The 14,310-nt window shown below is 67.7% G+C and carries 11 protein-coding genes; 5 read left to right on the top strand and 6 right to left on the bottom strand.

The window, feature by feature from the left end:
- The coding region (locus AC5LUJ_RS03710; protein WP_493464466.1) for an AMP-binding protein at window positions 1–205 on the bottom strand (205 nt) is incomplete at its 3' end.
- A 239-nt stretch (window positions 206–444) separates the two neighbouring features.
- On the opposite strand from AC5LUJ_RS03710, the gene AC5LUJ_RS03705 reads away from it, so the two are divergent.
- Window positions 445–2,100 (top strand): AMP-binding protein, encoded by a 1,656-nt coding sequence (locus tag AC5LUJ_RS03705; protein WP_250280586.1) that lies wholly within the window; start codon window positions 445–447, stop codon window positions 2,098–2,100.
- Window positions 2,101–2,369: 269 nt separating this feature from the next.
- Here AC5LUJ_RS03705 and AC5LUJ_RS03700 read toward each other — a convergent pair whose 3' ends face one another.
- From AC5LUJ_RS03700 to AC5LUJ_RS03690, 3 genes are all read right to left on the bottom strand, one after another.
- Window positions 2,370–2,786, bottom strand: coding sequence for an SRPBCC family protein (locus AC5LUJ_RS03700; protein WP_250280584.1), 417 nt, complete (start codon window positions 2,784–2,786; stop codon window positions 2,370–2,372).
- A gap of 583 nt (window positions 2,787–3,369) precedes the next feature.
- Complete coding sequence (locus tag AC5LUJ_RS03695) at window positions 3,370–4,887, bottom strand: AAA family ATPase (protein WP_250280581.1); 1,518 nt, start codon at window positions 4,885–4,887, stop codon at window positions 3,370–3,372.
- Between the two features lie 2 nt (window positions 4,888–4,889).
- Complete coding sequence (locus AC5LUJ_RS03690) at window positions 4,890–9,527, bottom strand: tetratricopeptide repeat protein (RefSeq protein WP_250280579.1); 4,638 nt, start codon at window positions 9,525–9,527, stop codon at window positions 4,890–4,892.
- A gap of 190 nt (window positions 9,528–9,717) precedes the next feature.
- On the opposite strand from AC5LUJ_RS03690, the gene AC5LUJ_RS03685 reads away from it, so the two are divergent.
- The 4 genes from AC5LUJ_RS03685 to AC5LUJ_RS03670 all read left to right on the top strand — a co-directional run bounded on the left by AC5LUJ_RS03685 (window position 9,718) and on the right by AC5LUJ_RS03670 (window position 13,125).
- On the top strand, window positions 9,718–10,692 hold the full coding sequence (locus tag AC5LUJ_RS03685; RefSeq protein WP_250280577.1) for a nucleotide-binding protein: 975 nt from the start codon (window positions 9,718–9,720) through the stop codon (window positions 10,690–10,692).
- A gap of 542 nt (window positions 10,693–11,234) precedes the next feature.
- Window positions 11,235–11,822 (top strand): TM2 domain-containing protein, encoded by a 588-nt coding sequence (locus tag AC5LUJ_RS03680; RefSeq protein WP_250280575.1) that lies wholly within the window; start codon window positions 11,235–11,237, stop codon window positions 11,820–11,822.
- A gap of 172 nt (window positions 11,823–11,994) precedes the next feature.
- Entirely contained in the window at window positions 11,995–12,366 is a 372-nt protein-coding gene (locus tag AC5LUJ_RS03675; protein ID WP_493464465.1) for a DUF2752 domain-containing protein, read from the top strand.
- 345 nt (window positions 12,367–12,711) lie between these two features.
- A complete protein-coding gene (locus AC5LUJ_RS03670) occupies window positions 12,712–13,125 on the top strand; it encodes a MarR family winged helix-turn-helix transcriptional regulator (protein ID WP_250289685.1) in 414 nt (137 codons plus the stop codon).
- A gap of 164 nt (window positions 13,126–13,289) precedes the next feature.
- On the opposite strand, the gene AC5LUJ_RS03665 is transcribed toward AC5LUJ_RS03670, so the two are convergent.
- Window positions 13,290–13,790: a DUF4143 domain-containing protein gene (locus AC5LUJ_RS03665; protein WP_250280569.1), complete on the bottom strand. Its 501-nt coding sequence runs from the start codon at window positions 13,788–13,790 to the stop codon at window positions 13,290–13,292.
- Between the two features lie 80 nt (window positions 13,791–13,870).
- Entirely contained in the window at window positions 13,871–14,164 is a 294-nt protein-coding gene (locus AC5LUJ_RS03660) for an ATP-binding protein (RefSeq protein WP_250280567.1), read from the bottom strand.
- Window positions 14,165–14,310 lie beyond the last annotated feature (146 nt).

The following is a 14,310-nucleotide window of genomic DNA, read 5'->3' as shown; positions in this document are numbered from 1 at the left end:
TGTGCGGGTACACGTGCATGATCGGTACTGTGCCCGCGCCGCGCCGCGCGAGCGCGAGGTAGGAGCCCACGAACTCGGACCAGTTTGGCAGCTGGACGGCCACCCGGTCACCGGGCCGGACCCCGCGGCGCAGTAGCGCGGCGGCAAGACCATGGGCATGCTCACGGCGCGTCGCCCGCGGGGGAAGGCCGAGCCGTCCTGCCACCAGCCCTTCTCGCGAACCTGCTGATCGATTCAGCGTCGTACCGGTCGTAGAGCGTGGGCGGGGGACATGCTTGCCTGAATCAACTATTTGGTCGAACCATTGAAAACATCGATCTTATGCTACTAAGATCCGGTCATGCTTGCGGCTGGGGTGAGCCACCTGTCGTCCGACGTTTCGGCCCGGCCCGCACGGCCGAAACGAATGCGCGTTCAGGTATCCACGACGAAGCGGAGGTTCTGATGGTCGGTGTGGAGACAGACACGGCTACGCTCACGGTCTACGACCGGTACGACGCTGAATCGATCAGGAGGTTTCGCGAGAAGGGCTGGTGGCAGGACGGCTCGGCCGCCGCCTTACTCGATCGGTGGGCGGACGCGACACCAGCTCGCCGGTTCGTCTCCGACGGCACCACCGAGCTCGATTATGCCACGGTCCGTGAGCGTGCCCATGGTCTTGCCGCCGCGCTCCTGCGCCGCGGGGTCCGGCCTGGTGACCGGGTGGCCGTCCAGCTGCCGAACTGGTCCGAGTTCGTGGTCTCCTACCTCGCGCTCGCGCGGCTCGGCGCGGTCACAGTACCGATCATGACCGTGTACCGGCACACGGAGATCGCCCACGTCCTGCGCAACTCCGGCGCGGTTGCCGCGATCACCACCGGGGCCTTCCGCGGCTTCGACCACGCGGCGATGTTCCGCGCGCTGCAGGCCGAGGCCCCGGCCCTCGGAACCCTCGTGATCGCCCGTGGTGACGCGGCCCCGGACGAGCTGACGTTCGCCGAGGCCACCGCCACCATCCCCGGCCCGGACGAGTTCGGCCCGTACCCGGAGCCGGACGTCCCGCACGTCATCGTCTACACCTCGGGCACCGAGTCCACGGCGAAGGGCTGCGTGCACACCTGGAACACGCTGGACTTCTCCGGGCGCGGCCTGGCCCGTGACGTCTTCCAGCTCACCGCCGAGGACGTCATGTTCATGCCCTCGCCGGTCGCGCACGCCACCGGGCTGGTCGTCGGTGTGCTGGTCCCGCTGGCCGTCGGCGCCGAGACGCATCTGCTCGACATCTGGGAGCCGAACGAGGGCCTGCGCCGGATCGAGCGGTACCGCACCACCGCCACCGCGACCGCGACCCCGTTCGTCCGGATGGCGCTGGACGCGGCACCGGAGGCGAAGCGGGACCTGTCGTCGATGCGATTCTGGCTCTGCGCCGGCGCGCCGATCCCCGAGACGCTGGCCCTGGAGTTCGAGCGGACCTTCAGCAACGGTGTGCTGATGCCGCTCTACGGCTGCAGCGAGCTGATGGCGGCGACCTGCTGCCACCCCGGCGACCCGATCGAGCGCCGCGCCGGCTCGGACGGTTCCCCCGCGCTCGACGGCATCCAGATCAGGCTCGACGGCCCTGACGGCCCGGTCGGGCCCGGCGAGGAGGGTGAGATCACCTACTGGGGCCCAGGCGCGATCCTCGGCTACTGGCGTGATCCCGAGCGGACCGCGGCGACGATCGACAGCGGGGGCTGGCACCACACCGGTGACCTCGGCCGATTCGACGCCGACGGCTACCTGCGGGTGACCGGGCGGCTCAAGGACATCATCATCCGCGGCGGCACCAACATCAGCGCCGCCGAGATCGAGGGGTACATCGTCGCGCATCCCGACGTCTCCCAGGTCGCCGTCGTCGCCTACCCGGATGAGCGTCTCGGTGAGAAGGCGTGCGCCGTCGTCGTCCCGGTCAAGGGAGCGTCACCCACGCTGGAGGACATCACGAACTTCCTGCGCGTCGAACGCCGGATCGCCACGCAGAAGCTGCCCGAACGGCTCGTCCTGGTCGACGAGCTCCCGATGACCGCCACCGGCAAGGTCCAGAAGTTCCGGCTCCGCGCGCTGGCCCGGGGCGAGTCCTGAACCATGGAGCTCACCCTGGTCCCGCACGCGGGCCCGGACGGGTATGGGCGTGCCGCTGTGGGAACACCAGGGTGTGTCGTTCACGTTGGCCAGGGCCAGGGCCAGGAGCATGGGGCAGGTCGGCGGCGTCGCCGGGCCGGGGGCGCGCCGCCGTTCGTCCGGCTCGGTGAACGCCGTGGTCAGCGGGGCCGGCGCGATCAGGGAGGGCGGCGTATGTTCGCCGCCCGTTCCCTGCCCGTCTCGGGCAAGCAGCAGCGCCGGTGCCGAGGTCAGGCGGACGCGAGCCTGGCCAGTGTCGCGATCGTCTCCGGCACGCCGGCGGTGACGGCCGGCCCGATCTGTGGGCCGAGGGTGTCCGCGGCCGGGCCAGTGATCTCGATGCGGTGGGTGATCCTGGTGCGTCCGTCAGCCAGTGGCTCGAGCCGGTGGATTGCCCGCAGCACGATGCCGCCGAGGTTGGCTTCGTCGATGAACGAGCGGTTCTCCTCCACCTCGACGAGGGTGATGATCACCGGGTCCTGTCCTTTGGGGGTCAGTTTTCCGGTGGTACCGGGCACAAACGGCCCGTCCAGTGCCAGGCCGACGATTCCCGTGTCCCAGATGCTCCAGGAAGCGGTATCTACGTAGAGTTTCCACACGGCCTCGGCGGTGACCTCCGCGGTTGCCGAGTGCTCGTACTCCCACATGATCCGGTGTCCTCTCCACGGTCGGATTCGTTGGTTGTTCGGTGCGTCGGGGCACATGACCTGACTGCGGTCGCGACAATTCATCCGGCGAGATCGCCGTCGTGGCTCCCGCCGGACTGTCCGAACCACCGGAGCGCGCTGGCGGGAAGAATTGCCGAACGGCTCTCGGTGGATCGAGACAGAAACCGTCGTGTACCGACGGATCAATGATGCCGACAAGGTCAACATAATTCGGTTGCCCGCCCCGGTCAAGCGGTGCCGGTCACATGACAGTGCTTTTCGGGCCCTTTGCGCAGGGGAATCATCAAAACCGCGCAATCCGCGCGGGCCGGCGCACCATTTCTTTGATAATCGTCAGACGGGTTTCGGTGCGGGGGTACATCGGCCCGCCGCGACCGCTCGCTCGCCGCCCCAAAGGCCGAGAGGCCGACCGGCAGCCCCGTGTGTCCGTGGCCATGAAAAAGTCCTCGTTGTTGGCCAGGTAGAGGTCCCCGCGGGTGGCCAGGTGGGGTACCTGCTGGTGGCCGTGGTGTGGTCCCGGTTCCTCGTGGGATGTCGTGTCTGTCGGGAGCGTGAGGCCCGGTCAGCGCGCGGAGGATTTGTTCAGCTTCTCGAGGATTTCCGTGCAGTAGTCGCGGGCGTTCTGTCGCATGCGCGCGCTGACGGCGCCCGTGGGGCTGGTGGCCAGTGGCTGGCGGACCTTGTTCAGCACAGCGAACTTCGGTCGCCACGCGTTCGGGTCCGCCGGCCCGAGAACGGGCTGGAAAAGCTCCCAGTAAAGCTCGATGAAGAACCAGAGCTCCGAGGGCGTGGCGAAGTCCAGCAGATCGGCGCTGGCCAGCGGGCCGAAGGAGCGGGCCTCCTGTTCCCGGGCCTGCCGCAGATGGGCCAGGACGGGGGCGCTCGACGGCTTCTCCCGCTCCACCGCCGCGTCCCACGGATCGTCGAACAGCGTGCGGAACGTGGTGTCAACATGATCTCGGAGGCTGTCGGTCGCGTCTGACCAGAGTTCCGAGGTGTCGGTGGTCCTGGCCTGCAGGCGAAGATAGTCGGAGAAGTGTGCCGAGAAGGCGCGGTAGCCGCTGTCGAACGGTACCAGTATTCCGGTGTTGGCGAGTTGGAGGAGGTCCCGGACCTTCGCTTTCAGCTGGGGCCCGAAAAGAATCTCCAGGAGCAGGTCGAGCCGGCCGTCCTCGGAGAGGAGCTTGCACAGGTCGTCGTAGTAGTTGGTGAAGGGATGGAACATTTTCTGGGTGATCAGCGCCCAATCGACCTGGCCCGTCCGGGCAATCATGAAACATGCCTCCGACAGCGCCTGGCTCGACAGCCAGGGATGACCGCCGGTGAGTTCACGCAGCGCCGTCAGCACGTCGACAACGTTGATCTTGACGCCGCTGTCGACCGCCCGCCCGACGAGCTCCGCCAGCTCGTCGTCCTCGAAACACCGGACCGGAATTTCCTCGAAAAGGTGAGGGAGGTTCGAGCCGACATTTCCCGCCTGATCGACGATCTGTTGCAGCTCCCGTCTGGACGTGGTGACCCAGATGACCCGTACATCCTGCTCGTTCGTCAGCGCGCGGAGCACATCGAAGGCGTATTTCGGATCGTCGAAGATCTTGCGGGCGCTGTCGAACTCGTCGAGGACGACAATCACCCGCCAGCCATGCCGTCTCACCAGGCGCAGGGTTTTCTTGGCGTCCATATAGAACTCGTCCCATTCCCGCCCCGGGTCGAGTGCCTGGCGCATCGCCGCATCCAGGGGGTCGCGTAGTCTGCTGTCGCGCAGCCCGCCGACTTTGCTCAGATCGTCGTATACAAGTTCCAGTATCGTGCGGATGAGATCGGTGAGTCCGGTGCGGTCCGCGAGAGTGATCCAGACGGGGATCACCTGTGGCGCGTCGTGCCGTGCCGTGGACGTCATCAGTGTTTCCCAGGCCAGGGAGGATTTTCCGGTCCGAGGCGGGCCGACCAGCGCTGCCGAATCTCCCTCGGCCGAGTGGACGACGCGTTGCAGCAGGCGGGCCCGTTCGTCATGGCGGCCGACGAACCGCTCGCCGAAGACGATGCCACCATAGCTGTACGGGTTGATCAGAGTACCCATGATCACGACCGGCTCGCGTAGTTGACCTGAAGCCAACGCGCGAAAAGCCCCACCCGTATCCGCCAGCGGTCGGGCGGAAGCGGTTCGATGACGTCGCGGAGTTGAAGATCATCAAGGATGAGGCGGACATCCCAACCCAGCAGGCCGGCTTCCGGGGTGGTCGGGTCGAGATAGCGGCTGGCGCCGAAGCCGCGGCTGCACGCCAGCAGCGTGTCGATCACCTTTTTCGGTGGAATGGCCGACAGCCGGACGTCACCGGGATTGAGCAGGTTGTCGAAGTCGGTGGTGTCGTGCAACGACGCGACCAGGTCATCCCGAACGGCCTTCACGTCGGCCGGCCCCACATACATGCGGCTGCCCCGGTTGAGGTAGTTGACCAGCCGCTCGCAGAACTTCTGGATGTAGAACGGGTTGCCGGCCGTCAGATCGAGGATCATGTCCACAGAGTTGCCCTGGTAACGTGTCGGCCCCTGCCGGCCGCCGATCCGGATCGGGTCCTCGATAAGCTTCCTCGCGTCCTCCCGGGAAAGGTAGTTCACCCGCTCGACCCGGCTGACCTGGAACTCGTTCGGATAGTTCCGCATGAACTCCTGGGTGAGGTCCTGGCCGATGACGAGGGCGCTGAAGTTGCCTTGTTCGAGCAGGCCCTTCCAGGCTTTCATGAACGTGTCCGGCAGGTTGCGCTTCCGGATTTCCTCGTAGATGTTCGTGAACTCGTCGATGAGCAGGACGAAGCGCACGTCCGCTAGGTCGTCAAAGCGGGTGAGCCAGCGCTGGACCAGCTTCATGAAATCGATCAGGGCGCCCTGCGGAAGCTCCCGGATATCGGCCAGCCGTGGCTCCGGGACGTCGAGCGGAATACCACGTCCGACGGCCAGCTTCTCGACCGCGTCGTACACGGTGCGGGCCACTCGGAAGAAGAAGCTGGCGAAGCCGTGGTTGTCGGCGCCGAGGTCGGCGATGATGTCGTTGATACTGAACGACACCGGGACGATGGGCAGGGTCAGGCGCGGCTTGAGATGGTCCGAGATACTGGTCTTGCCAGTTCGTTTCTGCCCGTAGATCACGATGCTTTTAGTGCCCGTGTGCTGGATCGCCTCGGCGAGTTCGGCGATGAGGCTGTCCCGGCCGAAGAGCATGTTCGGATCCTTGACCGGGTGCCCGGCGCTGTACGGGTTGGCGAAGCCCTTGAAATCGTCCTTCGAGTAGAGCTGGAGCCCGTGCAGGGTCTCTTCGGAGACGACTTCGTGCCCGGTACGGGTCACAAAGGACACCCGGGTGCGCAGGGTGACCACGTGCTCGGAGCGCGCCGCCGGTGCGACGACTATCGGAATGGTCAGTGGTTCCGACTCGCCCGCGCCGAGCGCCTCCGTGACGGGGAAGTGCCGCTGCTGCGCGGTGTACACGTCGTCCGGGCCGAGTAGCAGTTCCAGCCGCACCCGGCTCGCCGGGCTGTGACCGAGCCGGTTCTTCACCGCGAGTTGCACACCGACCGCGCCGTCGTCCGGCAGCGACACGTTGTCGACAATAAGGTGGGTGTCGAGCTCGTTCGGCTCCGCCGCGCTCTCCACCTCGGCGAAGTGGTCGCGTACGGCCTTCCGCAACCGGAGGACATACGGGAGCAGGCCGCCGATCGTCAGCTGGGTCCGGTTCTCCTCGGCCAACCGGACGAGCTGCCGGCAGCTGTCGTCGGTCTTTTTGGCGAGACGTTCCTGTTCGAGATATTTCTGCTGCGCGGTGTACTCGCGTACGACGTTCAGCAGGTCCGCCGCGTCCCGCAGCAGCCGGCTCTCGAGCGCGGTGGGGCTGCTCTGCTGGATGCGGTCCAGGGTGTTCTTCTGCTGGCCGAGCGTGCTCAGGTCGCCGGCCTGTTCGTGGAGAAAGCGGAAGTTCTGGTCGGTCTCCTCGGCGCGCCGTTTCAGCACGTCGATCGCGGTCAGCCAGGCGTTGACGAAGTCCTCTTCGTCGCGCCCGGTCTGCGGGAGCTCGATGCCGATGTCCTCCCGCAGCCCGTCGAGAACCTGCGCCCGTAACGTCTTCGTGTAGGCGGCAGCGTTGACGACCAGTTTCTGGAGGTCGACGCTTTTCGCTGTCACCGGCAGCAGCGACGCCAGCAACTGGCGCCTGGAGGTGCGGAGCGCGGACTCGAGGGCCTCCCGCAGCGGCGCCGGGTCGAGCACATCGCCCGGACTGCTCGCGTAGAACGTCATCAGGAACTGGCGCAGCTTCACCCCGAGCAGGTCGGCCTCCCATTTCGGGCTGACCGTCAGCGCCTCCTGGTAATAGGTCCGGATGGCCTCGAACGGTTTGTGGTCCGCCGCCATGGCGTCGCCCATCGCCGCGCTGTAGAACCGCAGATTGCTCCGGATCCGGGAGAGGTCGTCGGAACCGATGTCGATAAGAATCCGGGCCGCCGAAAGGTTGGCGCCGGCCCGGTCGTGGGCACGGGCGTCCTTGGCCCGCTGCCGGGCGAAGCTCTCGGCGCGGTCGACGTCACGCAGCTCGAACTGTTTCGTCGACTTCTTCACGGCGTCCACCGAGTCGTACTCGCACCGGTCGAGGTCGAAACTGAGCACCGGGCTGAAGCTGTCGTTGCGGACATCGGCGAAACCGGCCTTGACCATGGCGTCGACCTCGCTGTACACGCCGGTTTTGCGTGCCTGTACCAGCGTGTCGAGCAGGCGCTTGGCCGAGGCGTCGTCCGGCGCGATCTGCAGGCTCTGCTCGAGTTTCCTCTCGGCCTCGTCGTACCGGCGGTCCCGGGCGTAGACGGTGGCCAGCCGGTTGAGCAGCGGCGGGTGGTTCTGACGCGGCGTACGGCCGAGCATGGCGGTCAGCCGCTCAACGGCCTGGTCGATATTCCCCGAATGCGCGGCGATGTCCGCCACGACGTTGTCGAACTGCGTGCGGTTGGCGACCTCGTGCCAGGACTCGTAGTCACGCAGCACCGCCAGCGCCTTGTCGGAGCGGTGTATCTGGTGCAGCAGAGAGGCGAGATTCTTGGCGGCGCTCTCGGGGCGGTCGTCGGTCTCGATCGCCTGTCGATAGAAACGTTCCGCGGCGGCATAGTCACGATGCAGAAGTTTGGCGCGTTCCGCGAGCGCGAACGGGGTGTTACCGGACGGCACCGCCGAGTGCCGGCTCTCCGCGACCCATTCCTCCTCGAGCCGTTTCAGGGCGGCGTTTGCCGGGTCGAGAGCGATTGCCTGCCGGATCAGGTTGATCGCCTGGCCGTGCTGCCTGTGCCGGGCGAACTCCTCGGCCTGTTCCTGGAGGCGTCTGGCGTCCCGGACGTTCTGCGGTACCGCGACCGGCGCCTTTCGCTGTGCCCAGCCGGATGCGGCGCTGGTGCGGCGCCGGCCGGCCCCGGACGGGACGAGCACCGGCCGCGCGGCCTCGACCGGGATGCCGGCGAGCGCCTCCGCGGCGGCGCGGTCACGGTCGGCGGGGCCGGCGGCGATGGCCAGCCGGCGTTGCAGCTCCGGGCTCACCGGAATGGACGCCTCGACGACGACGTAGCCCACCCCGTTCGCGAGCGAGCCGTTCATGCCCCGTCCCGCCGCGACCACGGTGTCGGCGACATGACGGAGCAGGCCGAAGGCCCGGCCGCTGACGACGAGTTTCAGCATCATCAGCCATGCCTGCGGATCGTCGGCCGGCGATGTGCGTGCGAGATACGCGGCCAGTGAATGCCGCGCGGCCGCCTTGTCACCGGTCAGCAGATGATAGGCGGCGAGGTCACACAGGGCCGGCTCATATTCGAGGGCGACCGCTTCCGAGAATTCCTCGCCGCACCCCGCGACATCCTCCCGCTCATACAGCAGGGCGCCGAGAAGCGCGTGTCCCTCGGCCAGGTAGGGATATTTGGCGAGCAGGTCGCGGATGCCGGCGGCACAGTAGTCGATACGTTCGTAAAGGTTGTTCCTCGTGGCGTAGGCGTAGCGGCTGCGGGCCTGGTCCCACCGTTTCCGCACATCGTTCACCAGTACGGTCTCGAGGTCGTAGTAGAGCTTCAGGTCCGGCAGCGACTGGAAGTCCGGGGCGGCGGGAACGAGCTGCGCGTCCTGCACGTCCGGCGCGAGTTTGGCATGCAGCTCCCGCAGGAGGTCGAGATGGGCCGCGGGCGCCTCGGCACCGGGCGTCTCGGTACCGGGCGCCTCGGCGTGCGGCGGGCTGGCGGTGGCCACCCGTCCCGGCGGCGCCGGAGCGGTGGGGGGTTCCTCCGGCGTCGTCGGCGCTGTTGGCGCCGTGCCCGGCGGCGTTGAGACCTCGGATGCCACTGGTTCCGCCGCTACCACCGCCGTTGGCGGCGCGGCGAGCCCGTTCGGGGACGGAAACGACGCCGCTGGTGGCAACGGAGGCGACGAGCTGGCCGCCGGCGCGAGGGAGCCCGCCCCGGCAGGCGCCGCCATGACCGGCGCCGCGCCGTTGGCCGTGTTCTCCTCGGTCTGGGCCGGGCTGTAGTCGATCTTTTCGATCGTCTCGGCCAGGATGAGTGATTCACGCTGGTCGACCTCGACAACGAGGCAGTCGTCGTCCTCGACGGCGAGGAGCGCGCCGATCACGGTTTCGCCGCTGCGCAGTTTGACCGTGAGCACCGCGCCGAGCGGTACCCGCCGCCGAATGATCGAGAGTTTCACAGCTACCCCCGGACATCGTGTCAGTCGCCCGGGGGACGCATCCTGGCGCCCCCGACGCCATAACCGTGCCGATGCGCAGGCTGGCCGAGTGTAGCATCAATCCGCAGCCCGGCTGCCGGCCGGTGAAGGCCCAGGGCGGGCCTGGGTCCTCGGCACAGCAGAGGCCCAATGGACGGGCAATGGAGGGATTTTGCCTTACCATATCCGTGTCAGCCTGGGGTCCGGCCCCGACGACGAGATAACACAACTCGACCTCGACGACCGGGAACTCGAGGAACGTGTCCTGGCGCCCTACCGGGCGGGTCGTCCGATCTTCCTGTGCGGCCGGAACATCTTCCCGGAGATGATTGATCGGCTCCGTATCAACCGGACGGATCTCCCGGCGAAAAAACTGCTCTCGCTGGTACACGCCGACCCCGTCCGCAGACCCTACGCGGGAACAACCGCGGAGGAGGTCGTGGCCCGCTGGGGGCGGGACGTGACCGACGAGATGATCGCCTGGCCGGCGTCGCTCACGGTCGCTTCGGCCGGCACGGCCGCCCCGAGCACACCGCCCGCCCCGAGCACACCGCCCGCCCCGGCGGCCCTGGCCGGGGCGGGCGGGCCGGATCCGCGGGCCGTCTTCGTCGTGCACGGCCGCAACACCGCGGCGCGGGACGCGATGTTCGCCTTTCTCCGGGCGGTGGGCCTGCGGCCGCTCGAATGGAACGAAGCCGTGCGGGCGACGGGCCGCCCGACCCCGTACATCGGCGAGATACTCAACGAGGCGTTCGCGTTGGCACGGGCGATCGTGGTGCTGCTGACCCCGGACGACGACGCCCGTCTCGCCCCGGCGTTCTGGCGCCCGGACGAGCCTGCCCACGAAAGGGAGTACACCGGGCAGCCGCGCGCGAACGTCCTGTTCGAGGCCGGCATGGCGATGGCCATGGACGCGCGGCGCACCGTCCTCGTCGAAGTGGGGAAAGTGCGGCCCTTCAGCGACATCGGCGGCCGCCTCGTCCTGCGGTTGAGCAACGACAGCCAACGTCGTCAGGAACTGGCCCAGCGACTGGCCGCGGCCGGCTGCCCGACCGATCTCGGCGGCGTCGACTGGCATTCCGCCGGGGATTTCGAGGCAACCGTCGCACCCCGGCCACCGGCCGTGGGCGCCGTCCCGGTGACCTGAACCCCCGCAGCGGCCCGGACCGAGACGGAACGTCAGCCGGGGCGGGCCGGCGGAAACGACGTGCGGCCACGGTTACTCGGCTGTGTTCTCTCCCGGTGACGCTTCGGATGCCGGCCCGGCGATATCGGTGTGGGCTCATGACTGGATCGACATAATCTGTATGCTGATGTTCTGGTCAGCTCCGTCGGTGGTTTCGGCCGGTCAGGGGTGTCGCTTGTACGGGGGTGGGCTCTGCTCGACGAGCATCTGGCGCCGGGCGGCGCGGCCAGATGATCGTCGATCTTATGTTTCGATTGTCCTGCTGTTGATTGAACCGGGCTGTACGGGATTCCCGCGGCAGGCGCCGCGGGCGGAAGAACTTCTGTCTCCCGCCGGGATCTCCGGTCATCCGGTCGGAACTGTTCTGATCGACATCTCCGACGGTAGTGTGGGAAATGCAGAGCGTGACCTTGCTCTGCTGGCATCCCACGATTCAGCGGGCGGGCCGGCACGTCGGACCCGGTTGCCCGGCGCGGGTAAACACTGATTCCTTGGGGAACTCGATGACTACACCTGAACAACCGGACCGCGGCCAGTCGCCGGGTTACGGGGACCAGCCCGGTGCGACCGGTCCTGGCTACCAGCCGGCTCCGGGGTATCCGCCCGGCTACCAGGCCGGTCCCGAGTATCCGCCAGGCTCCGGTTACCCACCGGCTCCCGGGTATCCGCAGCCCGGCTACCAGGCTGGTCCCGAATACCCGCCGGGTCCCGAATACCCGCCGGGCTCCGGTTACCCACCGGCCCCGGGGTATCCGCCGGGTCCTGGTTACCAGGCCGGTCCCGGTTATCCACCGGCGCCTGGCTATCCCGTCCCGCAGGGCTACGGCCAGGGAGCGTACGACCCGTCGGCCCCGTTCGGGCGCCACCCGGTGACCGGTGAGCCGTACTCGGACAAACAGAAGCTGGTTGCCGGGCTCCTGCAGATTTTCCTGGGTGGAGTCGGGGCCGGGCGATGGTATCTGGGGAATACCGGTATCGCGCTTGCCCAGTTGTTCACCTGTGGTGGGCTCGGGATCTGGGCGCTGATCGATGGGATCATGATCCTCACCGGCAACGTCCGTGACAGTTATGGCCGCCCGCTCCGCGACTAGCGCGATGATCGCATACTGTCGCCGGGCTTTCCGGAAGCTTCGTGAGTGTTGTTCTTCCGGCGGCGCTGGGACGGCATCCAGGTCGCGGGAACCGTGGCGTCCGGACCGGGACGACGTCGGTGGTCACCGTACTGGGAGCCGTACGGGCAGGACTGCCGCCCGTCAGTGGCTGATGCTCAGCGCGCCGTTGTGCGTGCTGGGCGTCGGCTATCTTTTTGTCGCCGACCCGCATGATCCAGATGTGGTCATGCCGATGTGCCCGACAAAGCTTGTCACGGGGTTCGACTGCCCGGCGTGTGGAGGTCTTCGCCTGGTCCACGACCTGCTTCACGGCCAGGTGCGGGCCGCGGTGCATGACAACCTTTTCGTGCTGTTCTGCAGCCCGCTGCTGATATATCTGCTCTGGCGGCAGGCGCGCGCGGCCGCTCTGGGTGAACGGGCGCGCGTTCCCGGACCGCTTGCCTACGGCCTGGCCGGCGCCGCGCTCGTCTGGATGGTTGTGCGTAACCTGCCCGGATGGCCGCTGACTCCGACGTCCACCTGACTCCTACGTCCACCTGAGCGGTGGTGACGTCCTGTGACAGCCCACCTTACCGATGCGCCATGAGGCGGCCATGGGGCAGGAGCGCCGGCTCATGATGTTCGGGCTCTCGCGGCGGCACAGGTGATCGACGATGTCATGCGCCCCGCGTCCTTCCGGGTGGATGGTTCGGATCGGCTCATGCTTTGAATATGCGAACCTTATTAGGATCGTAGCGTGCCACACGAACAGCGGACAGACGCGGCCGCACCCGGCCGGACACAACCGGCACCGCCGTCTCCGGACGGACCGGCCCCGCCGGAGACGGCGGTCTCGCCAACGGAACGGGACCTCGAGGTTCTGCGGTACGTGCCGCTGCTGGCGGCCTACTTCCAGCGGGCCCGTTCGGAGATGCCGCCCGCGCTCCAGGAGATCTTCAGCAGGCGCCGGCTCACCGCCCGCCACGGCGCGGTCCTGACCCAGTTGCTGACCGGGCAGCAGCTCAGCGTCACCGAGTTGGCGGGACGGCTGGGCGTGACGCTGTCGACCGCCAGTGAGCTCGTCGGCAACCTCAGCGACGCCGGCCTTGTCGAGCGTCAGGAGGACCCGGCTAATCGCCGCCGCACCCTGGTCTCCCTCCAGCAGGAGTACCGGCCGGCCGTTCTGTCGTTCATCGCTATCCGCGCGGCGCCACTCCTGCGCGCCATGGCGAGCCTCTCCCCCCGTGACCGCGCCGGCTTCGTCGCCGGCCTGGCCGCCTGGGGCCGCGAGGCGCAGCCCTGATCCACCGCCGGGCCGAGGCCCGGCGGCGTGGTCCCGTCGTCCCGGACGGGGCCGGTTTCGATATGCCCTCATGGACGAAGGCGGTGTCTTCGACACGGCTCCGGACGCCGACGACGAGGACTCCCTCAGCACTTCGATCACCCCTTCGTGGCCGCTCGCGGTGATCATGGGCCAGGCAGCGCCAACGGTACGACGGCAACGCCGTCACGCCTGCGGTAGGCATGCTCGCCCGCGTAGATGACGACAGCATCGATCAGGTCTTCTCCGATCCGGTCGTGAAGCCATCGGAGGTGCCTGGTGTCGGCGTCCTCGACCCGGTCGGCCAGCTTGACCTCGATCCCCACTACTCGGCCGTCCGCATGCTGGACTATCAGATCCACTTCGTGGTCGTTGTTGCGGGTGCGCAGGTGTCCCACCCGAGCCTCAGCAGCCTCGGCGTAGGTGTGGATGCTGAGCGCGGCAAGGTGCTCGAACAGCGCACCGAGGATCGTGCCCGCTGACAGCTCTGTGCTGCCCTGCTCGGCTCGCAGCAGCGAGGCGGTATCGAGTCCGAGCAGTCGTGCGGCCAGAGCGGGGCCGGCCAGATGGTGCCTGGGGGACTGGCCGAGCCGGTCCAGGTGGTTCCGGCTGGGGATCCACGGCGCTATCGCATCGAGCAGCCACAATGAGGACAGAGCGTCGCGATAAGCGAGCGTCGTCCCGCTGGCTGGCTTGTTCGCCAGCCCAGCGGTAGCCGCGTCGAGGATCAGTGACCGGGCGGCGAACCAGCGTCGACCGCACGGCGCACGTGGTCCCACATCTCGGGAAGGCGCTGCCACTCGTCCACCAGCACCGGCCCGGGCAGACGGGTCAGAATCGACGGGTCGGCGGCCACGATCTCACGCTGAGCGGGAAGACTGAGGTCGATGACCGATCCGGCACGCCGCATCGCGGTCGCGGTCTTGCCGACCCCCTTCGGCCCATGGATCGACAAGGCGCGAAGATGCGGCTGAAGCTCGTCCAGCGTGTTGTCGATGATTCGACGCCGATAGTCGATCACACGACTACTCTACCAATTGCACACCATCTAGTATCCCGATCGCATGGTCGAACCTGGCCCGCCCGGCTCGACCGTGCCCGATCCCGCGTTGCCGGGCGTCCGATCGGAGACCTTGCCGAGCCGTGGCCAGAAGCGAGCCGTGGCCA

The sequence above is a fragment of the Protofrankia sp. CiP1_Cm_nod3 genome (genome assembly GCF_982290655.1).
The sequence above is the reverse complement of the archived record's forward strand: the minus strand, read 5'-3'. Positions and strand labels throughout refer to the sequence as shown.